Source organism: Bacillus sp. FSL K6-0268 (assembly GCF_038005425.1).
GTDB lineage: Bacteria > Bacillota > Bacilli > Bacillales > Bacillaceae_G > Bacillus_A > Bacillus_A thuringiensis_S.
Genome location: NZ_JBBOTF010000001.1, coordinates 5,414,918 through 5,439,682, shown reverse-complemented (window position 1 = coordinate 5,439,682; position 24,765 = coordinate 5,414,918). Strand labels below are relative to the sequence as shown.

Below are 24,765 nucleotides of genomic sequence, written 5' to 3'. Positions count from 1 at the left end.
ATGATTCATAGCCAATAATCATGTTTAAATTTATGAAAAAGGGAGGTAACGGAATGGACCAAAGCAATTCAAATCATACATATAACGGACCTTCCAAAGCACTGCCCCTCTCCCTATTCGATGTAAAAAATGAATTGAAACAAAAAAGCAAGCTTATTCCTTCTGATACCTTGTATAAATTAACGAAAGAAGAGCAACTCATCATCAACAAAATAAAAATACAAACAGAACAGCTAAATAAAAATAATGTTACAAGAACACGCGCATACTACCAATTTTACATTCAATATCCAGAAATACATTGGGCACTGCTTGGACATATGGTATCACGTAACGGCGGTTGGAATATGACTGATTTAAAGGGCGATTTATATACGAGAATCTTATCAGAGAAAGATCAATTCATATTTTTTTCTTTTTTAGAAAGAGGGAATTGGCTTATTTTCCAAGATGTATACCCTCAATTTTTACTTTACGAACAAAGTGTAAAGAAATCACAAAAGTTATTTCACCTTCTCCCTCACCTAAATGTTTCTACATTTATGGAAACGATGTGGAACGATTTTTGGAAAACAGGCAACAAAAAAACATTAGCCATTGCAACTATTATTAATGAACAAAACTACTTAGAAAAAAGAGTGATTCAAAATGTACAATTTAAAAAGACCGTACTCAATAGTATTGGATTTAAACTCTTTGATTTCTTTCAGTTTAATCATATCCTTTTCCCATTCTACGAAAATGATAAGAAACAAAAAGTGTTACTATTTGGTGATACAATGAAACATTTCACTTCCTTACATGAACGAATATTAATTGGAAAAAGATTATATTCATTATTATTTCGAGATACACATGTTTTATCTCAAATAATAAGCTGGGCCCAACACCATCCGCACACGGGATCAAGGAAAGATTACTGGCCCCATTTATTTTCAAGTGTAAATGAATCTTTTTCCCGTGAGTTTTATAAGCGCCGAATAAAAAAATGCCAGTTACGAAATGACGCTTATCGCATATACAGCCCTGCACTCATCTATGCATGGCGAGATATGAAGCATGAGGAAGTTGACAGTGAAGATTGGTTTACCGATTGGCAAGTTGTACATTATTTAGTTGATAAGGAGGAAAATATAAATGGACAAATTACAGAAGACTACTGCAAAACACTCGAAAAAATTGAACTCGCAATTCTCGCAAAGAAAAATGTCCTCCTCCGAGAAGAAGAATGAGTTTCTAGCATTAGTAGTTACAATCTTTCTCTCTGCTATTATTGGAACTTGTTTAGATGCTTTTTTTGTTCATAAACAAATATATTCCTTTCCAGCTAGACCCTTCTCATCCACATTTTCGGTTAATATAGCTTTTACATTATTCGTACTGCCGATTTTAACAGTTATCTTTATACACATTTCAAAAAAATTATCTAAAGTTTCTAGAATTCTATTTATTATTTCAATTGGTATTTGTGCTAGCCTTTTTGAACAGATTGCTGAAAGTTTAGGTTTATTTATACACAGTACGAATTGGAACCATACATATTCTTTATTTGGTTATATGATTTTCCATTCTTTTATTTGGAACATATATAATTGGATAAAAAAATAAAGAGACCATTATAGGTCCCTTCTTAAGCATACTCTTCCATTATTGCTAATGGTGCCAGTGTTTGTAGGCTTTTAGAGCGTAAACGATAGGCAACGACTTTCTTCTTATATTGCTTAATGACATCAATATGTTCCTCATAACTATATAGAGAAAACCTAATCTCTTTATTCCCTTTCTTCGTATCAATGACTATTGGTGTCCCTTCTCCGTGCGGCGGGAAATAATGTTTATCTAAAAACAAAGCTTCATTAAATTCATGAATAACTTGTAGTTTCATTTCTCCCTCTATATTTTTTCCATCTATTGATATAGAAGTATTTTCCGCCTCAAGTTTTTGATGCAACTCAAATTTACTAATAATTGATTCTACAACAGAAGTGGGCATACTAGAAACTAATACTTTAATAGCTCCAAAAACAAATAATGTAACTATAAACCATGTTGTCATTGTTATCATCTCCATTACATTTAAAAAATAAATTTCGTTCCATACGGTATTAGTATACTAATGAGTATTCCAGTTACAATCATCGTTACCGAACCGATAGTCGCTTCTTTCTCGCCTTCCTTCACTAAACGACTCACACCGATAATATGTGATGCACAGCCCATTCCAACTCCTTTTCCAATCGTACTTGTTATACTGAAAAACTTAAGTACTGTCGGTCCGACAATAGCACCTGTTATCCCTGCAACAACTACAAAACTAGAAGTCATAGATGGAATACCACCAATTTGATCCGCTAATGAAAGGGCAATAGGCATCGTTGCTAACTGTGGTAAAGTAGTTAATATAAGTTCCTTATCTATATTTAAAATTCCGCCAATCACTACATTCATGCTCGTTACAGCCACTATACCTATCACTACTCCGATAAGTATCGATAAAAAATTTTTCATCAGTATCTTTCGCTCTTTAAATAGAGGTATGGCTAATGCTACAATTGCAGGGCTCAATAAGCTTGAAAGAATGTCTCCCCCATTTTCCCTATACTCATGATGAGAAATACCAAAAATCAAAAATAAACAAATCATAATTGCCGTAACTGTTAACACCGGTAACGTAAATGCAAACGTAAATTTTTTATATAGATTTGTCGCCAAGAAATAAATTGCTACAGTAATAATAATTAAGACCATTTGAATCGTGCACCTTGTCGATTTTATTTTTTTGATGTTACTAATAATTGACTTATATAACCTGAAACAATTAAAGTTACTATAGTACTTGCAACTACTAAAAGGAATATAATACTCCCCTTACTTAAAAGAAAAGATCCGTATTCCATGAGCCCTGTTGTCGAAGGGATTAAAAATAACGGTAAAAATACGATTAACTTTTCCGCACCTAACTCAAACCACTTTAACGGTAGAACGCGAGTGAAAAGAAACAGGAACAGTATTAACATCCCTATTAAACTTCCCGGTATTGATAGATGGAATATTTCCTGAATCCACATACCCACTAAGCTAAATACATATAGCACGCCTACTTGAAGTAAAAGCGTCACGTACTTCATTTATTTCCCTCATTTCACTATCACACATCCATATTATGAAATCTCATTTAGCGTGTAAGCAAACCGTTTAATTCCAAGTTGAATTTGTTCTATATTCGCTCTACCAAACGTAAATCGTATATATTCATTTTTCGAACCTAAAACACTGCCCGGAACAAATGCGACACCATTCCGTATAGATTCACCTAATAAGTGATATTCATCAAACTTTCCTTTCACTTTACACCATACATGTATTCCACCCTCTGGCACGAAACATTCAACTCGGTCTCCCAATGTTCCTTCAAGCTCTGTAATTAATTCATCTCTTCTTTGCTTTAATTGTCCACGAAGTATCGTAATATGTGTATGAAAATCCTTTGATTCTAAAAATTGATTTGCTACCCACTGCGTAAATACACTATGGCCAAAATCAACTTGTTGCTTTGCATCTGCTAAACGCTCAATTACTCGTATAGGACCAATTATCCATCCAATACGTAATCCTGATGCAACAATTTTTGATAATGAACTTATATAAAGAACATTTCCATTTTGATCCATTGATTTTAATGTCGGATTCACTTCTCCATTAAAAGAAATTAAACTATACGGATCATCTTCTACAATTGGTATACCGAACTCAGAAGACAGTTCTAAAATCTTTTTACGTCTCGCTAATGAAAGTACAGTACCCGTTGGATTCTGATAATCTGGATTCAAAAATACCATCCGAATGCGATGCTTTTTGTGCAAATCGATTAAGTCATCTGGATTCATTCCATGCTCATCAACAGGTAAATGAAATATGTTTAAACCGGCCGATTTAAACATTGGAAGCGAAAAACAATACGAAGGATCTTCAATCGCGATCGCATCGCCAGGTTTTAATAAACATTGAACGATAAGATTAAGCGCCTGTTGTGCTCCAGACGTAATAAGAATAGAGCTTGAATCTGCTTCAATTTGTTTATATTGCTGAACATGTGCTGAAATTGTTTTTCTCAACATCTCATTTCCAAGTGGATGGTCATAACCGAGGTTTTCCATAAATGTTTTCTCCGACAAAATTGTTCGAAATCTATCACTTGGAATTAATTCTGGTGACAGTTCACCACTTGCTAAATTAATTAAATCATCTTTTTGTGTTTCCGTTCGAATTTGTTGAACGAGTGGTACGTTAGGTAAGAATGATCCGTCCTCCACGTACCTACCCCAGTTCGGTATTCGTTTATGTGAGACACCCCATATGTCTGTATTGACCCGTGTTCCGCTTCCCTTTTGCCGTTCTACTACTCCAAGTGATTTTAATTCTTCATACGCAGCTACTATTGTACTCCGGTTCACCTGTAATCCCTTTGCCAATATACGCTCAGAAGGTAACTTACTATCAGAAGGAAATTCACCTGAAGAAATGCCTCTTTCAATATAATCAGCAATTTGTTTATATACAGGTGTCTTATCTGCACGATTTGGTTTCCATTCCATCTAGTTCCCTCCTTTCAAAACGAACTATCCTCATTTTTTACTAACAGTATTCACCGTAAAAATAGTATTAATTAGTCACATTTTCTTATCCGTAAATGGATATATCCAAAATAGTTCTCTTTCTGATTACTCGATAGCTTCTGAAATTCCAACTTCATACTCTCATTTCAGTTCTTTCACAAACTATCAAATCATTACCACATACCATGTTACCCCAACCAGTAGAACAAAAAGAAGAAGAATATAGATTGCAGATAAGTTTTTCACATTTCTTTTTGTAGACTTGCCGTAATTCTCCTCCACGTTTCTTGCAACTAGTACAGTCCCAAATAGCGATACAATTACAATAATAACGACTAGTGAAATTGCAAAACTCATTGTCTTTTCACCTCTCTAAGACCCATCTATTTTAATTAAAGAACTTACATAAAAACCTTCCTCTTTAAAATGCTGATAACATACTACCTTTCTTCTCTTATCATAATAGATGTTTGTAAAAAGCGGACCAACCACTTTCGCGTTTTTTTGCTCATCCACTTTAAAAATAAAAAGCAACTGATCACTTAGGACCAGTTGCTTTTTCGCAAGGTTAATTATATCCATTTTCCACTTGAAATTAACCCGATTTAAAAGTTTGATTTTTTCATAATGAAAAGTATCGTTCACACCATTTACAAAAAAAGAACCTATGAAGGTCCTTTTTCAAATTATACAACACAGCACTATGTTGAGTATCTTAAAGTTTATACTAATGATAAAGTGAAACTTTAATCAGTCTTCACCAATCGGGCTTTTACGGGCAGCAGGCCCCTACCTAACTTCTTTGCTTCCGCTGAATTTTGAGGTAGGGGTCTTACTGCCCGGCAAATAGCGGGATAAATGTTAATAGACTTATTCTTCAATAATGAATTGTGAAATTAGCATTTCTAAATTTTCGACTTTCTTTTTCATTTCATTAGATTTCGTCGTTATTTCTTGAATCAATGTGGCTTGTGCTTGAATTGATTGTACCGTTCGATTCGTTTCTTGTGCGACTTGTGTTGCAGTTTCAGAAACTATTGACAAAGAGGCATTTACTTCTTCTGTCCCAGCAGACATTTCTTCTGTGGCAGCAGACACTTCTTGAATTTGGGTCGTTATTCTATTAATATCTTGCATAATAGATGAAAATGCGAGTTCTGCCTTATGCGCTGCTTCTTTACCACCACTAGCCTGTTGTTGACCTTTTTTCATTACATGAACTGTATCCTCTGTATCTTGATGTATAAAACGTATTAAATTATTTATATCATTTACAGATGTTTTAGATTTCTCAGCTAGACCTCTTACTTCAGCTGCAACTACTGCAAATCCTTTTCCATTTTCTCCAGCACGTGCTGCCTCAATTGCAGCATTTAAAGCAAGTAAATTCGTTTGTTCCGCAATATTAGTAATAACATCTAACACTTCTTCAATTTGTTGTGTACGCGTAACAAGTCTATCAATGACCTTAGAAGTTTCTTCGACAACTTCATTCACGCTATTCATTTGATGAATAGATTGTTTTATAACTTCACTACCAGAGTTTGCTTGGTCTATTGTTGCAACAGCAACTTCAGCAACCATCGCTGAAGATTCAGCTACTGTTTGAACACCAGTTGCAATTTCTTCCATTGAAGTTGAACTTTCTTGAATACTAGTCACTTGTCCCTCTATTTCTTTATTTATTTCAGAAGTAGTTCGAACAACCTCGTTTGATATATGTGCTGCCGTTTTCGTCTCTTGTAGCATATTTTCAGTTGAAACAATCACTTCTTTCGCCGTAACCTTCACCTGACCGACTAATTGTTGCAAGTTATCTAACATACTATTAAAGGACTGTACAATATGGCCTAATTCGTTCTCGGATTTATAAGAAGTTCGAATTGTTAAATCTCCAGCAGATACTCGTTCCATATCTTTTTGTAATAATACAATTGGTTTTTTTATAGCATTTTTTGTTATAAAACCAATAAAAATGATTATTATGATTCCAACAAATGAAATAATTACAAATGTTATGATTGTATTTTTCACACTATTAACATTCTCTTTTTGTAGCTGTTCAGCAGCATTATTATTATATAAAATAAGTTCACGAATAGACTGAATTGTTTTTTCCATATTAGGGTCAATTTCTTTTAAATAATAGCTATAGGCTTCTTCATTATTAGTCAGTCCCAAATCTTGTGCTTTTTTCATTTGTACTCTTAAATCTTTAAATTGACTTTGAAACGCATTATACAAATCTTTTTCTTTATGAGAACTAATTCTAGTTTCAAATTGTTTTAACAGCTCATCATTTTCTTTTCTAGTCTTATCCATTTCTATTATGAGTTCTTTCATTCTTTTTTCATCTTTCGATATCATAATCTCCATAAAATTCATATTAACATGGTAAAAATTTGATTCTACAATTCCTATCCATTCAATTGGTAATAGTCTTTCTTCATACATACTAGAAGATGCATTTTCACCTTTTTGAAGCCCTAAAAACCCGAGTGAAGATAACATGATACAAGCCAAACTCGATATAATGACTAACACATTTAATTTCGTTCCAATTTTACTATTTTTAATAAAAGACAACAAAATCACTCCATCTATATATTATATTTTACTTGTTTTATATTACAACAACAATCGACATTTATCGACATTTTTTTATTAATCTTATAATTATATTCGAAGAACTTGATTCTCATACTATCAAATACTAAAAAGTCTTATGGGAATTCCACAAGACTTTTAATAGAGTTATATTGTTTCTATGAAATTATGATAAAAATTAAAGCGACTTATTAGTTCTTATAACTTCTTGATAGAGAATCGGTGACCACTTATCACTAATATAATCTTGGATAACCCAACCAACTCTTTTTGGATTCTCTTGTTTAATATATGCCGCGATCTCGGGATTTATATAAGACGCATAATAATATGGACTATTCCATGCTGTACCACCCGAAGACAAGCTTGTAAAATTAATATATAGATGATTTAAATCCTCGCTATTGTTCATCGTTTCATTGATTGTATCTTTAATAGATTTTACTTTCTCATCATAACTCACTTTATATTTATCTTGTACTGTTACATTTACATTTTTGTTTACAGTTGTGGTAAACGTCTCATTATCTGGCCAATAAAAATTATTATATCCTCCAGATTCATTACTGCCACTATATCTTTTTAGTAGTACAATTTTCCCACGAGCATCTCCAAGTTTTATATTTCCTTCTGTTTTTAAAAAGATAGGATCAACAAAATAATTTTTTTCAAACGTACTACTAAATGAATTTTCTGCCCCTTTCATATCCTCATACTCTTTTTTTAAAGACATAATAATTGTTTCACTCGGGTTATCTTTTAAAAATTGTTTCGCTTCATTTATGAATTCATGCAGTGTTACGTAAAGATATAATGGCCCATGATGAAGAACTATCGTATTATCATCTGTTAAACGTCCTCTTATATCAAAAATGCGAGCTCCATGGTCCATTTGATAGCGAAAATCATATTCTTGCGTCATTCCCCACACTTGCTTAATCGGATTTTGCAACTTGAACGTCCCACTATCGTGTGTTCCTGGAATTGAAATTCGTGCTAACGGAATATTATCAGGTATAGGTTGCATCCATTTTGACCAATTTTCAAGCTCATTAACAGAGCTAGCTGCAACTACTCTCTTATCATGTAAAGCAAATACAAATGTGATAAATATTGTACTACATATGAATAATTTCAAAATTAACTTCTTATTTCTCATTATTATCACTCTCTTTTTCTGTTTTTATATCAAACTTATTGAATATAATATAGGCTAGTTCATAAAAAATAAATAACATTTCATCAATATGAAATATTGCATAGAAGTAAAGTTAAAAAATCATTCACATATACTAAATTAGAAAAATTTAAAGGAACTTCATCTGAAGTTCCCTTTGCTTATTTTATGTTCAATACATATGAACCATCTTTATTCTCATATTTATAGACGTATAAATAATATTTTCCTGGCTTTGCATTATAAGTTCCTTTAACTACATTTCCTTCATTTTCACCATATGCTACATAGTTATTTAAATCTGATTCATGATGAAGTACCCATGTCATTCCGATATTTTGTTCATTTAGTAGAGAAATATTAATATTTTCCGGCGAGTCAATTTGGAAAGTAAATACATCTACTCTATCACTATTATGTAGCGTTCCTTTCACCGGTGTATGAAAGTTAACTTTATTTGCCTGTCTAGGCTCATTATTTGGTTCATTTTCTGTTACTTGTAATTCATTCCCACCGTTTAGTTTTCTTTGTTCATAGCCTAAGCCTAAGTTTACTAGTATAGACTTCAAATCTGGTAAAACACCAATTTTATCTGCATATGGATCTTTAGATTTTGTTCCTGTGCTCTGGTTGCTTAATATTGCTCTTAGTTCACTAGGTCTATATGGTTGTCCTAAATTTTCTTTAGCAATGCTTTGTACTAAAGTCGCTGCCCCAGCAATAATTGGCGAAGCACTAGATGTTCCGCTAAAGCTTGAAGTATAAAGATTTACAGCACTTCTACTTTGCTCGGCTGTAGTTGTATCTACATTTTCTCCCCATCCGTACACATCAATACGGCTTCCATAATTCGAAAACCACATACGTTCATGAGGGAAAGATGAAGAGCCAGCTCCTACCATAATTGCACCCGAATCTTTAAAATCTTTACTATTACGATTTAAGACTTGCTTACCCTTTCTATCTTTGAACTGATCTAAATCATTCCACCCATTTGCTCCAGCCTCTATAATTACAATTCCCTTATCTGTACCAGCACGAATTGCATCAAAAATATCTGGTTGTACTTCAACAGGTAAATATTTATCACCATATCCATCAAAGGATGCTTGCGCCTCTAACAATAAAACATCCCCAGCTTCTAACTGATTTACAGCGCTTAATATTGCATCAGCCGTATTATACTGTCCGTTATCTCTTATTTGAGAGATAACCTTTGCTTTCGCTTTTGGCGCAATCCCAATATTCCCGACTTCATTGTCCTCAGAGGATACAATTCCTAGTACAGACGTCCCATGACCGACATGCTGATTTATATTTCTTCCAGACATTAATTCAATATTTTGATGTAATAAATCCTCATGATTTAATAGCCATCCGTATTCCATATCAACAAAAGTGATACCATTTCCATTACCGCCTTGAACTCCCCAGGCGAAAGGCGCATTAATACCGTATGGGGCTGCTTCAAGATAACCTTGTTTTTTAAATCTAGGATTTTTATTAGGATTAAGAGCTACACTTGATGATTGCACTTCAGGTGGCATTATTTTCTCTTGTTTCTTCATATACGCATCTTCTATTAAAGAAGATGCCTTTAACTTATCTACTATTTCTTCTTCATACCCACTATTTTGATTTTGAAGAATATAGTAGTTTAATAAACTTGTAGATACATGATTAGGTGCTTTCACTTCAAGGTTTTGTATTTGTTCCGGGCTTACAGATGTGAATAAACGAGTAAATGTTACATCTGGATATTCTGTCAAAAGATCTTTTATTACTTTATCATTCGTTTGAGATTGTATTTGTTTTTCAATACCATCTTCATATGGAAAATCCAAATCTGCTTTAAATTTTACAATGATTTGCTTATCTGTTTCTTGTTCTATCCCTAATTTACTCTGCTGTTCTATAGAATCAGCATGTACACTATTGATAGTACCTCCTGTTCCTAAAAGTGTTGTAATGATTACAGTTGACGCATACATTTTTTGAAATATTTTCATTACATCAATCCTCCTATTAATAATTATTAATTATTAATCATTATATTAATCTATAATGATTTTATTTCTATAACGTATTCCCTTTCTACTAAATAGATTATAGTAATCAGAAATATGAACTTCAATGTATTTTCATATGCAATATTTCATATTCTGACTCTACACTACACGAATATGAAACTTATAGTGATTATTTATTTTATATGTGCTAATATACTTACATTAATATATTACGCATATACACATTTTGAACTACATTACTTAATAGTTTCACCTTAATTTTTTCTTAGGAGGATTTACAATGAAATTACTAAAAATAAAACATATAATCCCTTTATCCGCGGCTGCAATTACATTCGTATGTAGTCAAAGTACAGCTGAAGCTTCTACCATTCATACAGTAAAAAAGAACGATACACTTTGGGGCATTAGTAAACAATACGGAGTTTCAATACAATCCATTAAACAGGCTAATAATAAAGGAAACGATAAAACCTTTATTGGCGAACAGTTACATATTCCAGGGTCCGTGAAATCAAATGAAATCACTGTTCCTCAAAACGCCAAGCCTGCGAGCATTTCTGGACAAATTATTTATCAAGTACAACCGGGGGATTCATTAGAAACGATAGCAAAGCGTTACAATGTCACCGTCCAATCTATAAAACAAATTAACAATACAGTCGGAAACAAGCTTTATACAGGACAACATTTAAAAATTAACTCAAGCATTTCACAAAAAGAAAAAGACTTAATGGCACGCTTAGTTACTGCTGAAGCAGGTGGCGAATCCTATAAAGGAAAAGTAGCAGTAGCAAAAGTTATACTAAATCGTGTAAATGCAAAAGGTTTTCCAAATACAATAACAGGTGTTATTTATGAACCTATTAAATACGGATATGCATTTACTCCTGTTACAGATGGCAGAATTAATCAGCCTGCAAGTGCAGAAGCAAAAATGGCTGTAGAAGAGGCTATCTCCACAAATGGAGTACATTCTGACTGGATTTATTTCTACAATCCAAAAACATCAACAGACAAGTGGATTACGACACGTCAAACAGTAGCAGTAATTGGTAACCATGTGTTTGCTAAATAAGATTTAAAATCATTAACAGACCTCTTCACTTAAAAGGTCTGTTTTTTTTCTATGTAAGATGTTATTAATCATATGACATAGTGATTTTTCAAACTATTTCTTCTTTCAAATAAAAATTTTTGTATTTACTCCACCACTCGGAGAAGTTAATACAGCATCAAGTTCAAAAACTCCCACTTTATTAATAAAAGCTATTTCTTAACTTCATAAAATTGTTATACACTAGAAAAATAAAAAACAAACTATTCGTTAGCAGGTGAAAGAATATGTATGATGTTACAATTATCGGCGCTGGAGTAAGTAGCATTTTTATGGCTTATTCACTAGCTAAAAGTAACAAAAAAGTTTTAATTCTTGATAAAGGTAAAGCGCTAGAAGATCGCCATTGTCCTTTAGACGAAGGAAAAGTGTGTAATTGTACTACATGTGATAAATATTTCGGGTTTGGTGGTTTAGGAAGATCTGAAGGGAAATTTAATTATACAAACGGATTTGGCGGAGAACTTGAGCAAAAAGTCGGTAAAGAGGGCTTTATACAGCTCATGGCTGAAGTAGATGAAATTCTATGTCAGTTTGGTGGAAGTTCTGTCTCAAAATATTGTACTGAAAATTCAAGTCTCACTAAAAGAGCTGAAGCGTGTGGTTTACAAATGCTAACAACAGAAGTAAGACATCTTGGTACTCCCCTTTCCAATAACATTTTTCAGCAGCTCTATGAATTTTTATTGACGAAAATAAAGATCAAATTTCAAATAGATGTACAACATATTCTGAAACAGGAAGATTATTTTACAATAGAGACAAATCAAGGAACAGTTCAAACTAAGCAACTAGTATTTGCAACTGGGCGTTCAGGGGCCGATTGGTTAAAAGAAATATGCAGTTCTCTAAGTATTTCTCAGGAGCAAACACGTGTAGATTTAGGAATTAGAGTAGAAATGAAAGAACATCAATTACGTTCTATATTAAAAGATACTTTTGAAACAAAACTTTCTTATCAAGGTGAGCATTTCACAGCAACTACTTACTGTATGAATCCAAAAGGACGCATCATTCGAAAGTACGAAGAAGGTTTAGTTATGCCTGACGGTCAAAATTTTCGAGAGCAAGGAACTGGCACTTCTAATTTAAACTTCACTTTATTTATTCCTCGCTATTTTCCAACTCTCAAAGAAGCAAATGTATACGCAAGTTCAATTATTAAAGGCATTAACCAAGGACGAGATCGGATTGTTATACAGCGCTTAGAGGACTTATTAAAGAAACAACCTACGGCGAAAAACAGCATGGAACATAATCGTATACAACCTACACTACAGGGGGATTATGGAGATTTGAATCAAGAAGTTCCTCAATTATATATTGAAGGGCTGAAAGAATTTTTATTACGTTTAGAACAATTTATACAAGAGCCTATTGATCAACATACTTTACTATATGGAATTGACGGAAAGTTCTATGCTCCTACGATAAAAATCAATAACTCTTTTGAAACAAGTGTGCATGGACTATTTTTAGTTGGAGATTGTTCCGGCGTCACTCATTCCTTATCTCAAGCTGCTGCAAGTGGTCTGTATGTTGGAAAGTACTTATCTGACATTTAATTTCTATCATTAAGATGTCAGTCAAATATTTTCAATTCCAAAACACTTTTACTTATATATAGTAAAAGTGTTTTAATAATCCCTCCTATCCTTCCCGGCTAATGATTAACTGGCAAAGAAACGGAATTTTACAAAATACATATGTAACATAACTGTATATTTAAAACGATTGACATTCAATTCTAATAAATTGAATGTCAACAGTTTTAAAAGTCTCTATCCATTTTCACTTTCATTTGTTCGATATTTTGTAACATCATCATAGTGTTTAATATGGTAGGATGTCTATAAGTCAATTTCACTACAACTATGACTTGTTCTGCCCGTTTCTCAAAAAGAGTTATATTTATGCTACTACGCTTTAAAAATCCCCATTGTATGTATATGAATACTTCAAATTATTCCCTTTAGAAAACATAATCTAAATGGTTCATTAAACTCTAATAGTTATAAAAACATAATATATAACTTCAATTAAATAAATTGTATAAAGAAGGTGTAAAAATGAAGAATAAAATAAATTTACAAATGCAAAATATAAGTTTTGTTATAATAATGGCTTTAGCAGTATGGTTAAAAACATATCTTATTACGCGATTCAGTTTTGATTTAAAAATTGAGTCTTCAACGCAAGAGCTTATTTTGTTTATTAGCCCTCTAGCCGCATCATTAGCATTTGTTGGATTAGCATTATTTGCAACTGGTGAAAAGCGAAATTATATAGCGCTATGTATTAATTTCTTATTAACGATCGTGCTTGTTGGAAATGTAATGTTCTATGATTTTTATAGTGATTTCGTTACATTACCAGTACTTGGACAAACCTCAAACTTTGGCCAAGTAGGCGGCAGTATTATAGAGATATTAAACTACAAAATTATACTCGCATTCGTAGACATTGTTTTCTTCTTTATTTTATTAAAAAAGAAATCATTGGTCTTTAAAACAGAACGTGTAACTCATTCTACACGCTTGTTATACTTTCTTTTAACGATTGGTGTATTCTTTGCGAATCTACAGCTTGCAGAAAAAGAGCGCCCTGAATTATTAACGAGATCATTCGACCGGGTAATGCTTGTCAAAAATTTAGGCTTATATACTCACCAAGTATATGACTTAACACTGCAAGTAAAAGCTGGGTCACAAAAAGCACTTGCTGATAGTAGTAAATTACAAGAAACTGAAAACTACGTAAAAGCAAACCAAAGCGAGCCAAACCCTAATATGTTTGGTGCAGCGAAAGGAAAAAACGTAATTGTCGTCACTCTTGAATCCTTGCAGACCTTCTTAATAGGCGCATCAGTCAATGGGCAAGAAGTTACACCATTCCTAAATGAATTCATAAATGAAAGTTATTACTTTGATAACTTTTTCCATCAAACTGGTCAAGGGAAAACATCCGATTCTGAATTTCTAATCGATACGTCGTTGTATCCATTAAATCGAGGGGCTGTATTCTTCACACACGGTAACAATGATTATACTGCGACTCCAGAAATTTTACGTCAGCAAGGTTATTTCACTTCTGTATTCCATGCGAATAACGCAACATTTTGGAATCGTAATATTATGTACTCCGCTCTTGGTTATGATCGTTACTATAATGAGCTTGATTACAAAATTACGCCAGAAACAAATTTAAATTGGGGATTAAAAGATATCGAATACTTTGATCAATCAGTAGATATATTAAAAACTGTTGATCAACCATTCTATGCTCGTTTCCTTACTTTAACAAACCATTATCCATTCACGTATGATGAAGATACAAAATTCATTGAACCATACAACTCTGGTAATGGCGTATTCGATCGTTACATCGTAACTGCACGTTACTTAGACGAATCAATTAAAAAATTTATTGAGCGTTTAAAGGCCGAGGGAATGTATGATGATTCTATTATTGTGTTATACGGTGATCATTATGGCATTTCCGAAAAACATAATCGTGCAATGGCACAGTTTTTAGACAAAGATCAAATAACAGAATTTGATACTTTAAATTTACAACGTACACCTTTATATATTCATATTCCTGGACAAACAGAAGGTCAAACTATTTCAAAGCCTACGGGACAAATCGATATGAAACCTACTATTCTAAATTTATTAGGTGTTGGTTCTACGAATGATATCCGTTTTGGCCATGATATGTTTTCAGATGAATATACTGGCTTTGTTGTTTTACGCGATGGTAGCTTCGTTACAGATAAGTATGCATACAAAAACAACACTTTCTACGACCGTATAACAGGGGAAATTGTAGATTTACCAAAAAAAGAAGCTCAAGCCCTCATTAAACGTGCACAAAATGAATTACGAATGTCTGACAAAATTATTGAAGGCGATTTATTACGCTTCTCAGAAAGTAATAAAATTAAAACTGGCGAAGTACAAACTAAAATTAAAGAAACAGAAAAATAATCTATATATGAAAAAGGAGCAACTTATTACAATTGCTCCTTTTTACTTTCTTATAACACATCAGATTTTTCATATAAAAAATCTGATGTGTTTACTTTTATTCTACGCTTGTTTCTAAAGCTACATCCGTATAGGTATTATCATCACCTATATTTAAAATTACTTCACATTGACGCAATCTCAATTCAAAGAGCATGATAGAATCATGATAGATTTCAGGATTTGATTTCATCTTATGTAATATCTCTTGTTTTTCTTGTATTTCTAAATGCGTGTTTTCTACAGCTTGCTTTAAGGAGTTAAATGGATTCCTAAAGAATATATTAATATCTCGCTCTTGTGTGTTTTCAAACAGCTCAAATTGCAAGAAAAATTTCTTCATAATAGAAGCCGTTACTTCAGTATAATCTTCATTTTCTACATACTGTTTGTATTTGTTATATAGCATAGATTTATTTTTAGGAAGAACTCCAAATAATTTACCGGCACTTTTCAACAAAAATTGTGCTGGCGTAAATCGACGTAAAATATTTACTTCATCCATTTGTATTCTAGTCGTCATCCTGTCAGTATCTCTGCGCCAGTCATCAAGCACTTTAAAATCACATTCTAATTGTATTCTATTTTCTCCAAATAGTGAATTAAGCCCTTCACTAAGTTCTTCTAAATACGTTTGACTTTGAAGAAGCTCATTATTAGAAGTTGCAATCCAATTTTGCATAGAAAGAGCGAGATTAGGTAATACAGTTTGTTCTAAATATTTATGCACTTTTTCATTCATTGCTTTATTTAGTTCCGTATCCATGTGCCCGAAATCACTTTCTTCACTAATTAAATTAGAACAGCTCTTTAATATCTTCGGAATATTTTCAGTAAGATCATTTGTAATTTCAGTCTTCATTGAACGATATGATTGTGTAATGAAATGAATTTTTTCCCTCTCAAATGCAGTAAGGTTATTAATGCTACCGTTTAGTTTCACTAGCATATCTTCATTCCAATTAATAGCATCTACTAGATTATTTTCTTTCTCAACACGTTTATCCAAAAGATATGTAATTGTTTTTCGAATGAAAAATAATAACTTTTCAGTACGTTCTGCATCGATATTTTTATGATTAAAGTTAAAATGAATAAACTCAGTTAAATCATTTAATTGTTTACTACTTGTATATAACGAGGAATAAGGGAAAATTCTCGCATGCGGGAAATATGTGTTTATTCTCGTTGCCGTATCATGTAATACCCTTTTCACTTCTGCTTCACTGTAAATGTTATCGATTTTATTTAATAAGAAATGAATTTGTAAATTTGGCGTATGTTCTTGAATACTTAATAGAATGTCACGTTCTTTGTCAGTAAAAGGTGAATCCGCATTCAATACGAACAGTAATTCGTCTACAGAATTTAAATATTCGAATATCTCATCTCTAGTGTCGTTATTCCTATTAAAGCCAGGTGTCACTACAAATGTAAGTTTATTTTCATTTAAAAATCTGCATGGTAATTTAAATTCAACACACGCTCTATCTCTATATGTTTGATGGTGCTGAGACATCATATTATGGTAATCAGAGACATCTTCCGTTGTTGTAATTGCTGAGTCTGTTATAGCGTTTATTTCTATATGAGCATCATTTTTTAAAACTACTACATTTGAAATTGATTTTTCTAATATGTTTTCTCCTAATATAGAGTTAATAAATGTAGTTTTTCCATTTCCTGAAGTTCCCGTTACTAAAATACGATTTGTTCTTAAATCTGCGAGTTCGTCAACTAACCATTTAAATCGGTGACCTATTTCTATATTGTGCTTTTGTGCCCACTGTGTAATAGATTCAAAAAGGTGTAAGCTGTACTCTAAGCCATTTACATGATTAATAGAATGTGACAGTAAGTTTTCCGCATGCTCTATATTTGCTGAATCTATTTTGGAAGGGAAAATCTCATCCCATGCCAATACAGCTGCAGATGGAAATACAGCATAAGATGGATTAACTACTTTTAACCAATTTGCTAACAGATTGGGTATGATATCGTTTAATTGTCTAAGCGTATATTGACCTTGAATTAATGCAAAGTAAGTTTCTTCGTAAAGAGCAGAAACTTTGTTCCATATATCGGACGAATGTATTTCAATATGTAAGAAAAATTCATTTATTGTATTAAGCCATAATAAATAATTTTGTTCATCTTTATAACTGTTCCAAAGTGATGAAACCATTTGCGTAAACTGTACTTGATCTACATTATTTAATGTAGCTAATGCATTATAAAAATAATCTGGTGAAATATGTTTAGTAAACCCTTTATCAATATATCCTTTTAATACCTCAAACCACGGATACGATTCTATTCGAATTAACTCATTCACAGCAAGCTCTACTGCACTATCAAAATCTTGCTGTTCCTCATAAAAGGAACGGGCAATTTTTGTGACATTCGGATAATCAGGATTTAAAGAAACTGCTTCTTTAATAACACCGAAAGCTGAGTCAAAATTATTTTGCTCAATGTAAAGAGAAAGTAATTGTAGTCTAATTTCGATCATCAATATTTTATTATCAGTAGTAATAGAAGTATAAATATTTTCAGCATATGATAATTGATTAAGTTCGAAATAAGCATCCGCAATATTTTTTTGTGCCCATGGTGCTAATTCATTACTAACCTTCTCCCATTTAAAAATAGCTGCTTCAAAATCTTGATGACGATAATAAAATTCACCTTGTGCAAAACGAATATAAGACCCATCAGAAATCTCATTTTTTTCATCGTTTACATAAGCTTGTCCAAGTACGTCAAGAGTTGGTTTTGTTTCATTCTCCATTAGGAATGTTTCATAATACATCTTTTTTATTAATTGTTTTTCTAATCTCATCTTTTCCCCCCACTATATCTTGAAAATACATTTTTAAGATATACCAATACTTTTTGTATGTATGCTTTTTATCTTAACAAAGAATATCTTTTGGAAAATTTCATTTTCCTTTCATTTTTCAAGTTAGATTGAATTTTTATGAGAAAAGTTTCAGTTTTTTTTCAATTCCCTTTCAGTTATGAAACAGCATTAAATGTTCCTAATAACCTAATAATACTATAATATTCCACATTATATTATCAAGAAAATCTCATATAAATCATATTATAAAAACAATCTATATTGAATTTATATACATTATTCACTGCGCTGTCAAACAAAAAAATAACAATAGGAGCCAACGGCTATTCATACCATTTCTTTCTCAAATTATTTTCCTTTAAAAGGCTTCAGTGGTTATGTAATTAAATTCCATTAACCTATATAAATAACTAGTCCAAAAAAAATCTATATGCATATCATGTTATAGTAAAGAATTTAGGAAATCCTAAAAGGAGGCATTTTCATGTTTGAAGATAAATCTAAAATAAATTACCCATATGAATTTACTGAAACCACAACAGTTCCTCTAAAGAACCCCATTGATAAAAAATTCAAGAACGGCACAGGTACACATAACTTTCCAATTAAGAAACACTACAAAGAGCAAGTTCTATACACTGAAAAAATTAATAATAATAAAAATAAATAATCGTATAGATCCTTATGACAATTAACCAAATAAGAATCAATATTAGGCCATGCATAGTTATGTCTTTAATAATGTAAAAATCTTCATTATACTATTCATGCACCTTTTAAAAAGTGCTGTATACAGCGCTTTTTTATACATAGATAAATATAAGCTAACGCAGCCAAGAAATAAACTGCAAAATTACTTCACCATATTCTCGTTTAACAATTAAATCTACATATTAAAAGGGAGCAACAGTAAATGTTGCCCCCTTTTGAAATGTAGTTTATTCACTCTACATAACCCTCTTAAACATCTTCTCCAACTCATAAGTAGAATGATGCACAAGAATCGGTCTTCCGTGCGGGCATGTATACGGGTTTGTTGTTGTACGTAGTTCTTCCAGTAAAGCAAATATTTGATCGTTCGTTAAATATTGATTCGCTTTAATCGATGCTTTACAGCTCATCATGATGGCTGCTTCTTCACGTAATTTTTTAATATCAACTTTTTTTAGTTTAACAACTTGCTCCATCATTTCATCGATAATTTCTGTTTCTTGTCCTTTCGGGAACCACGTTGGATGTGAGCGGACGATAAAGGATTGATGGCCAAATTGCTCCAAGAATAGACCGACTTTTTTCAGTTCTTCTAGTTGCTCTTCAACACGTAAAAATTCAGTAAGAGATAAATCGATACGGTACGGTACAAGCAGTTCTTGTACTTCTTGCGCTACCCTTCCTACTTTATCACGGAAGTATTCATAATTAATACGTTCCTGCGCGGCATGTTGGTCAATCATATATAAGCCTTTATCATTTTGAGCGAAAATATATGTTCCATGCATTTGTCCAATTGGATAAAGTGGCGGTAAGTCATTACCGTTCATTTCAATCTCTTTTATTTCCTGAACTTCTTCTTCCAATTCCTCTAATTCAAAGTCCTCTTCATTACTGTCCCACGATTTTTCTTCTCGAATTGGTTCTTCCATTATCGGTCTAGTAGATGGCTGCCAACTTTGTTCTTCTCTTACGAGCGACTGTGGTGGTTGCCATTCTTGTTTCGGCGGTTGCCACAGTTGTGCTGGCTGTTTCACAGGCAGCGGTTCTTCTTGTTTTTCATCCATGCCAGTTGGTAAAACAATGTCCGGCATGGATGGTTCTTTCGGCTTCGCATGCTCAAACTGGAACTGTTCTTGCACACTCTCGTCTTTTTCTTTTTTCTTCGTTGTTACGCCTGCATCTGGAATGAGCTGTATTTTTTTAAATGCAGCTTGCAATGTTTCTTCGATAAGCTTTAGCAATTCTTGTTCTTTACTAAAACGAACTTCTAATTTTGCAGGATGTACGTTAACGTCAACAAGCATTGGATCCATTTCAATCGATAAAAATCCGATTGGATATCGTCCGACTGGCAGTAATGTATGATATCCTTGCTGAATTGCTTTCATTAATACAAAGTTTCGAACGTAACGGCCATTTACGATTGTTGACATATAATTTCGAGATGCTCTCGTTACTTCTGGTAATGTTACATAGCCTGTAATTGTGAAATCTAAAGATTCAGCTTCAATCGGAACAAGTTTCTTCGCAACTTGAATGCTGTAAATCGATGCAAGTACTTGTCTTACATCACCATTACCTGACGTATGAAGCAATTTCTTTTCATTATGAAACAGCTTTAACGATACTTCTGGATGTGACATTGCAATACGATACACAATATCTGTAATATTACCAAGCTCTGTATGAATGGTTTTCATATATTTAAGACGCGCTGGTGTATTAAAGAATAAGTTTTGTACTGTAATATCTGTTCCTTTTCGGCTCGCGGTTTTCTCTTGCTTTATAATGTCTCCACCTTTAATAATAAGGTGTGTACCAGGTGCATCACCTGTGCTAGTGATTAATTCTAATTCACTAACTGAGGCGATACTCGGCAATGCCTCACCACGGAAACCGAGTGTTCTGATGCGAAACAGATCGTTTTCATCTTTAATTTTACTTGTCGCATGTCGTTCAAAAGCTACGATGCAATCTTCTTCTGCAATGCCATCTCCATTATCAATGATGCGAATTTTCGATAAACCAGCTTCTTCTAAGTGGATTTCAATAGATGTACTATTCGCATCGATAGAATTTTCCACAAGTTCTTTTACGACTGAAGCAGGACGCTCTACTACTTCTCCTGCCGCAATTAAGTTAGAGAGTTGGTCATCGAGTTTGCGAATTTTCCCCATCTACTTACTCATCCTTTCTTTAACTTTTTCTGTAAGCGATACAGTTCGTTCATCGCTTCTAAAGGCGTCATATCAAGTAAATCAATTTTTTTAATTTGCGCCAGTACTGCTGTTTCTTTTTGATCTAACGCAAGCTTGTCTTGTTTCTTCGAAGACTGTTCTCCTCCAAAGAAAGATAGTTGTGATTCTTCCTCAGTCTCTACTTTCGCCTCTAGTACTTCTACTGGCTCTTCTTTTACAACTACAGGTTCTGGAATAACTTCTTGCTCCTGCACTTTCACTTCTACACGCTTTGGAATAATAATTTCTTCTTGTCCTTCTAGTTGTGCTAACACTTCTTTCGCACGGGCAATTAAGCTATCTGGAAGCTCTGCAAGTTGCGCAACGTGGATTCCGTAACTTTTATCTGCTGCTCCATCTTGAATTTTATGAAGGAATACTACTTTACCATTCTCTTCAATTGCTGAAACGTGTACATTTTTCAGTTGATCTAAACTCTCTTCTAACACAGTCAATTCATGATAATGTGTAGAAAATAACGTTTTTGCCCCAATTTGGTCATGAATATGTTCAATGATTGCCTGTGCAAGTGCCATGCCATCATACGTAGATGTACCTCGTCCAATTTCATCAAATAAAATTAAACTTCTTTCTGATGCGTTTGCAATTGCATTTTTCGCTTCTAACATTTCGACCATAAATGTACTTTGACCTGAAATCAAATCATCTGCTGCACCAATTCTCGTAAAGATTTGGTCAAATACAGGTAATACTGCTTCTGTCGCTGGTACGAAACAACCAATTTGTGACATAACCGTTACAAGTGCTAACTGTCTCATATACGTACTTTTACCAGACATGTTCGGTCCTGTAATTAAAAAGACATCCATCTTCTCTGGCATAATACAATCATTCGGTACATACAATTTCCCGTTCAATACTTTTTCAACGACAGGATGACGACCATCTTTAATAAAGATTTCACGCTTCGTTGTTAGTACAGGTTTTACAAACTGTTCTTCTTCACTAACTGTCGCAAAACTTTGCAGTACGTCTAATTCACTAATTACTTTTGCTAAATGTTGTAATTTCGGAATAAATACTTTTACTTCTTCACGAAGCGCTGTAAATAAATCGTATTCTAGTTGTACAATTTTTTCTTCTGCTTCTAAAATTAACGTTTCTTTTTCTTTCAGTTCATCTGTAATGAAACGTTCAGCATTAGCAAGCGTTTGTTTTCGTTCGTAGCGGCCTTCTGGAAGTGCTGCAAGATTCGCCTTCGTCACTTCAATGTAGTAGCCGAAAATACGGTTGTACCCGATTTTTAACGATTTAACTCCTGTAATATCACGCTCTCGTTTTTCAAGCTCAGCGATCCACGTTTTTCCGTTTTTACTAACGTAACGATATTGATCAAGCTTGTCATTATAACCGTCTTTAATAATATCTCCATCTTTAATAGAAAGCGGTGGGTTTTCTTGAATACTTCTTCCTAGTAATTCAGTTAAGCTCTCACATGGATCCGCGCCTTGAATTAACCTTGCTGCATAAGCATTATCTAACAAACTAATCGCTTCTAAAATAGCTGGTACTTGAAGTAAAGATCGTCTTAACTGTAATAAGTCCCGTGCATTGACATTACCAAATGCAACTTTTCCTGCTAAACGTTCTAAATCATATACTTCTTTTAATTTTTCTTTTAAATCTTCACGTAAGAAGTAATCATTTACAAATGTTTCAACCATTTCTAAACGCTCTTCAACTTTTTCTTTCTGAATAAGTGGACGTTCCATCCACTGTTTTAACATACGACCACCCATAGCTGTTTTTGTTTTATCCAATAGCCATAATAATGATCCTGTTTTTTCTTTCGTTCGAAGTGTTTCCGTCAGCTCTAAATTTCGCTTTGAATGCACATCAATTTTCATAAATTGATTCGTATAATAAATTTCTACAGGTTGTAAATGATCTAATGAACGTTTTTGCGTTCTTATCACATAGTTAAATAAGCGTCCAATTGCTTTAATTAACTTTGCTTGCGAAACATTTTTCACAAGATGTTCTAATCCTTCAGGAATTGCCGTTGCATCTTCATATGAAATTGTCATTTTTAACGTTTCAGTTAATTTATTTAATTCATCTTTAGAAAATGAAGAATCTACAACAATTTCTTTCGAACCAGTTGCATACACTTCCAATAAAATATCTTCTACTGAACCAGTCAATAACGTTACTGTATTTTGTCCAGTCGTTAAATCATTACAAGCTAAAGCATATGATCCATCTTCAAAATGTGTTAATGCGGCTAAGAAGTTGTTTTCTTTCTCATCAATTGTACGCCCTTCCATCATCGTTCCTGGCGTAATTAGTTGTACTACTTCACGGCGCACTACACCTTTAGCTGTTTTTGGATCTTCCACTTGCTCACAAACAGCAACTTTATATCCTTTTTCAACAAGTTGTTCAATATAGTTTTTAGCTGCATGATGCGGTACACCGCACATCGGTATACGATCACTACTGCCACCATCTCGGCTCGTTAATGTAATCTCAAGTTCATGAGCTGCTTTAACGGCATCTTCAAAGAACATTTCATAAAAATCGCCTAATCGGAAAAATAAAAAGGCATCTTGATAGTCTGCCTTAACCTTTAAATATTGCTGTATCATAGGGGTATATTGCGTCATACTTTTCCTCCATAATTCTTACATAGTAATCAATTTTCATATATGTCACATTTCACGGACATCCATATCTCCTATTTCAGGAGTCTATCTTCATTATAACATATTTCATAAAGAATCATGTTCATTCAGCGCCACTTATGTAAAGTAAAAAGCTAGGAAGAACTTCTCCCTAGCTTTCTATTACTCTTCTTCTGCATCAACGATAAAGTTCGGATCTAATTCTTCAAATTCATCATCAGCAATTTGGAAATCATCATCTGATTCTACGCAGCCTTCAGGATTTACACTTACACAAATTTTCGTTTCTCCAACTACTTCTGTTACAAATTCACGTTCTACAGTTACAACAATTTTATTACCGTTTGGTGATACAAGCGCTTCTAAACAATTTGGTGGCTGAATAACACGAGCAATAATTTCTAAATCGTCACCAGAAAAGTTTTTATCACGATAACCAATGCTTACTTCGTCCGTGTAGTTCACGCGTTCTGTTACAACTTCAGTCTTTGTATTTCCATCAAATGAATACCAAGTGTTCACATCATAGAAACCTTCAATTTCCACATGCTTCCCATTCTTTCTTGCTTCGTACGAGTGGTTAATTACCCAGCACCCTAAAATACTTGTTGGTTCATTATTCGATTCACATGTATGCGTTGACTTTGTATACTTACGTCCTTTTCCAACCACTGCTTTTGTAATAATCTCTCTAAATTCGGACATTCGTAACCCTCCTCAATCACTATTCA

Annotated in this window: 18 protein-coding genes; 6 read left to right on the top strand and 12 right to left on the bottom strand. The window is 33.2% G+C overall.

Going from position 1 to position 24,765, the window contains the following annotated elements; translation table 11 throughout:
• Positions 1-53: 53 nt before the first annotated feature.
• Both MHI28_RS28415 and MHI28_RS28410 read left to right on the top strand, forming a co-directional pair.
• The gene (locus tag MHI28_RS28415) at positions 54-1,232 is read left to right on the top strand and encodes a DUF2515 domain-containing protein (protein ID WP_000372811.1); all 1,179 of its coding nucleotides are present in this window, start codon (positions 54-56) and stop codon (positions 1,230-1,232) included.
• Positions 1,207-1,608 (top strand): CBO0543 family protein, encoded by a 402-nt coding sequence (locus tag MHI28_RS28410; protein ID WP_042595508.1) that lies wholly within the window; start codon positions 1,207-1,209, stop codon positions 1,606-1,608. The genes MHI28_RS28415 and MHI28_RS28410 overlap by 26 nt, the downstream gene beginning before the upstream one ends.
• Before the next feature lie 22 nt (positions 1,609-1,630).
• Here the strand turns inward: MHI28_RS28410 and MHI28_RS28405 are convergent, their stop codons facing one another.
• From MHI28_RS28405 to MHI28_RS28370, 8 genes are all read right to left on the bottom strand, one after another.
• Entirely contained in the window at positions 1,631-2,056 is a 426-nt protein-coding gene (locus MHI28_RS28405) for a YfmQ family protein (RefSeq protein WP_000214632.1), read from the bottom strand.
• Positions 2,057-2,076: 20 nt separating this feature from the next.
• Positions 2,077-2,748, bottom strand: a complete 672-nt coding sequence (locus MHI28_RS28400; RefSeq protein ID WP_000242949.1) for an LrgB family protein — start codon at positions 2,746-2,748, stop codon at positions 2,077-2,079.
• 23 nt (positions 2,749-2,771) lie between these two features.
• A complete protein-coding gene (locus MHI28_RS28395; RefSeq protein ID WP_000878483.1) occupies positions 2,772-3,128 on the bottom strand; it encodes a CidA/LrgA family holin-like protein in 357 nt (118 codons plus the stop codon).
• 33 nt (positions 3,129-3,161) lie between these two features.
• Positions 3,162-4,595, bottom strand: coding sequence for a MocR-like pyridoxine biosynthesis transcription factor PdxR (gene pdxR, locus MHI28_RS28390; protein ID WP_000454959.1), 1,434 nt, complete (start codon positions 4,593-4,595; stop codon positions 3,162-3,164).
• A gap of 186 nt (positions 4,596-4,781) precedes the next feature.
• Positions 4,782-4,973, bottom strand: a complete 192-nt coding sequence (locus MHI28_RS28385) for a hypothetical protein (protein ID WP_000006462.1) — start codon at positions 4,971-4,973, stop codon at positions 4,782-4,784.
• A 513-nt stretch (positions 4,974-5,486) separates the two neighbouring features.
• Positions 5,487-7,202: a methyl-accepting chemotaxis protein gene (locus MHI28_RS28380; protein ID WP_000008149.1), complete on the bottom strand. Its 1,716-nt coding sequence runs from the start codon at positions 7,200-7,202 to the stop codon at positions 5,487-5,489.
• 199 nt (positions 7,203-7,401) lie between these two features.
• Complete coding sequence (gene plcA / locus MHI28_RS28375) at positions 7,402-8,382, bottom strand: phosphatidylinositol diacylglycerol-lyase (RefSeq protein WP_001244685.1); 981 nt, start codon at positions 8,380-8,382, stop codon at positions 7,402-7,404.
• Between the two features lie 179 nt (positions 8,383-8,561).
• On the bottom strand, positions 8,562-10,409 hold the full coding sequence (locus MHI28_RS28370; RefSeq protein WP_340828376.1) for a S8 family peptidase: 1,848 nt from the start codon (positions 10,407-10,409) through the stop codon (positions 8,562-8,564).
• A 301-nt stretch (positions 10,410-10,710) separates the two neighbouring features.
• Between MHI28_RS28370 and MHI28_RS28365 the strand changes: the two genes are divergently transcribed.
• From MHI28_RS28365 to MHI28_RS28355, 3 genes are all read left to right on the top strand, one after another.
• Positions 10,711-11,508 carry a cell wall hydrolase gene (locus MHI28_RS28365; protein WP_000771008.1) on the top strand — a complete coding sequence of 266 codons (798 nt, stop codon included), beginning with the start codon at positions 10,711-10,713 and terminating at the stop codon, positions 11,506-11,508.
• Positions 11,509-11,774: 266 nt separating this feature from the next.
• Entirely contained in the window at positions 11,775-13,112 is a 1,338-nt protein-coding gene (locus MHI28_RS28360; RefSeq protein ID WP_000272409.1) for an NAD(P)/FAD-dependent oxidoreductase, read from the top strand.
• A 504-nt stretch (positions 13,113-13,616) separates the two neighbouring features.
• The gene (locus MHI28_RS28355) at positions 13,617-15,536 is read left to right on the top strand and encodes an LTA synthase family protein (RefSeq protein ID WP_340828375.1); all 1,920 of its coding nucleotides are present in this window, start codon (positions 13,617-13,619) and stop codon (positions 15,534-15,536) included.
• Positions 15,537-15,633: 97 nt separating this feature from the next.
• Here MHI28_RS28355 and MHI28_RS28350 read toward each other — a convergent pair whose 3' ends face one another.
• A complete protein-coding gene (locus MHI28_RS28350) occupies positions 15,634-18,417 on the bottom strand; it encodes a dynamin family protein (protein ID WP_081143655.1) in 2,784 nt (927 codons plus the stop codon).
• A 505-nt stretch (positions 18,418-18,922) separates the two neighbouring features.
• Here MHI28_RS28350 and MHI28_RS28345 point away from each other — a divergent pair.
• Positions 18,923-19,108, top strand: coding sequence for a hypothetical protein (locus MHI28_RS28345; RefSeq protein ID WP_000461138.1), 186 nt, complete (start codon positions 18,923-18,925; stop codon positions 19,106-19,108).
• A gap of 277 nt (positions 19,109-19,385) precedes the next feature.
• On the opposite strand, the gene mutL is transcribed toward MHI28_RS28345, so the two are convergent.
• From mutL to cotE, 3 genes are all read right to left on the bottom strand, one after another.
• A complete protein-coding gene (gene mutL, locus MHI28_RS28340) occupies positions 19,386-21,329 on the bottom strand; it encodes a DNA mismatch repair endonuclease MutL (RefSeq protein WP_000516486.1) in 1,944 nt (647 codons plus the stop codon).
• An 8-nt stretch (positions 21,330-21,337) separates the two neighbouring features.
• Positions 21,338-24,016 (bottom strand): DNA mismatch repair protein MutS, encoded by a 2,679-nt coding sequence (gene mutS / locus MHI28_RS28335; RefSeq protein WP_000195990.1) that lies wholly within the window; start codon positions 24,014-24,016, stop codon positions 21,338-21,340.
• Positions 24,017-24,196: 180 nt separating this feature from the next.
• Positions 24,197-24,739, bottom strand: coding sequence for an outer spore coat protein CotE (cotE, locus tag MHI28_RS28330; protein ID WP_001288799.1), 543 nt, complete (start codon positions 24,737-24,739; stop codon positions 24,197-24,199).
• Positions 24,740-24,765: the final 26 nt, after the last annotated feature.

Excerpts from the sequence above, each read along its gene's own strand:
- MHI28_RS28360 (WP_000272409.1), top strand. The coding sequence starts at position 11,775 with ATGTATGATGTTACAATTATCGGCGCTGGAGTAAGTAGCATTTTTATG.
- MHI28_RS28410 (WP_042595508.1), top strand. The coding sequence starts at position 1,207 with ATGTCCTCCTCCGAGAAGAAGAATGAGTTTCTAGCATTAGTAGTTACA.
- cotE (WP_001288799.1), bottom strand. The coding sequence starts at position 24,739 with ATGTCCGAATTTAGAGAGATTATTACAAAAGCAGTGGTTGGAAAAGGA.
- mutL (WP_000516486.1), bottom strand. The coding sequence starts at position 21,329 with ATGGGGAAAATTCGCAAACTCGATGACCAACTCTCTAACTTAATTGCG.
- MHI28_RS28415 (WP_000372811.1), top strand. The coding sequence starts at position 54 with ATGGACCAAAGCAATTCAAATCATACATATAACGGACCTTCCAAAGCA.
- MHI28_RS28350 (WP_081143655.1), bottom strand. The coding sequence starts at position 18,417 with ATGAGATTAGAAAAACAATTAATAAAAAAGATGTATTATGAAACATTC.
- plcA (WP_001244685.1), bottom strand. The coding sequence starts at position 8,382 with ATGAGAAATAAGAAGTTAATTTTGAAATTATTCATATGTAGTACAATA.
- MHI28_RS28400 (WP_000242949.1), bottom strand. The coding sequence starts at position 2,748 with ATGGTCTTAATTATTATTACTGTAGCAATTTATTTCTTGGCGACAAAT.
- MHI28_RS28370 (WP_340828376.1), bottom strand. The coding sequence starts at position 10,409 with ATGAAAATATTTCAAAAAATGTATGCGTCAACTGTAATCATTACAACA.
- MHI28_RS28365 (WP_000771008.1), top strand. The coding sequence starts at position 10,711 with ATGAAATTACTAAAAATAAAACATATAATCCCTTTATCCGCGGCTGCA.
- mutS (WP_000195990.1), bottom strand. The coding sequence starts at position 24,016 with ATGACGCAATATACCCCTATGATACAGCAATATTTAAAGGTTAAGGCA.
- MHI28_RS28345 (WP_000461138.1), top strand. The coding sequence starts at position 18,923 with ATGTTTGAAGATAAATCTAAAATAAATTACCCATATGAATTTACTGAA.
- MHI28_RS28355 (WP_340828375.1), top strand. The coding sequence starts at position 13,617 with ATGAAGAATAAAATAAATTTACAAATGCAAAATATAAGTTTTGTTATA.
- MHI28_RS28405 (WP_000214632.1), bottom strand. The coding sequence starts at position 2,056 with ATGACAACATGGTTTATAGTTACATTATTTGTTTTTGGAGCTATTAAA.
- MHI28_RS28395 (WP_000878483.1), bottom strand. The coding sequence starts at position 3,128 with ATGAAGTACGTGACGCTTTTACTTCAAGTAGGCGTGCTATATGTATTT.
- MHI28_RS28385 (WP_000006462.1), bottom strand. The coding sequence starts at position 4,973 with ATGAGTTTTGCAATTTCACTAGTCGTTATTATTGTAATTGTATCGCTA.
- pdxR (WP_000454959.1), bottom strand. The coding sequence starts at position 4,595 with ATGGAATGGAAACCAAATCGTGCAGATAAGACACCTGTATATAAACAA.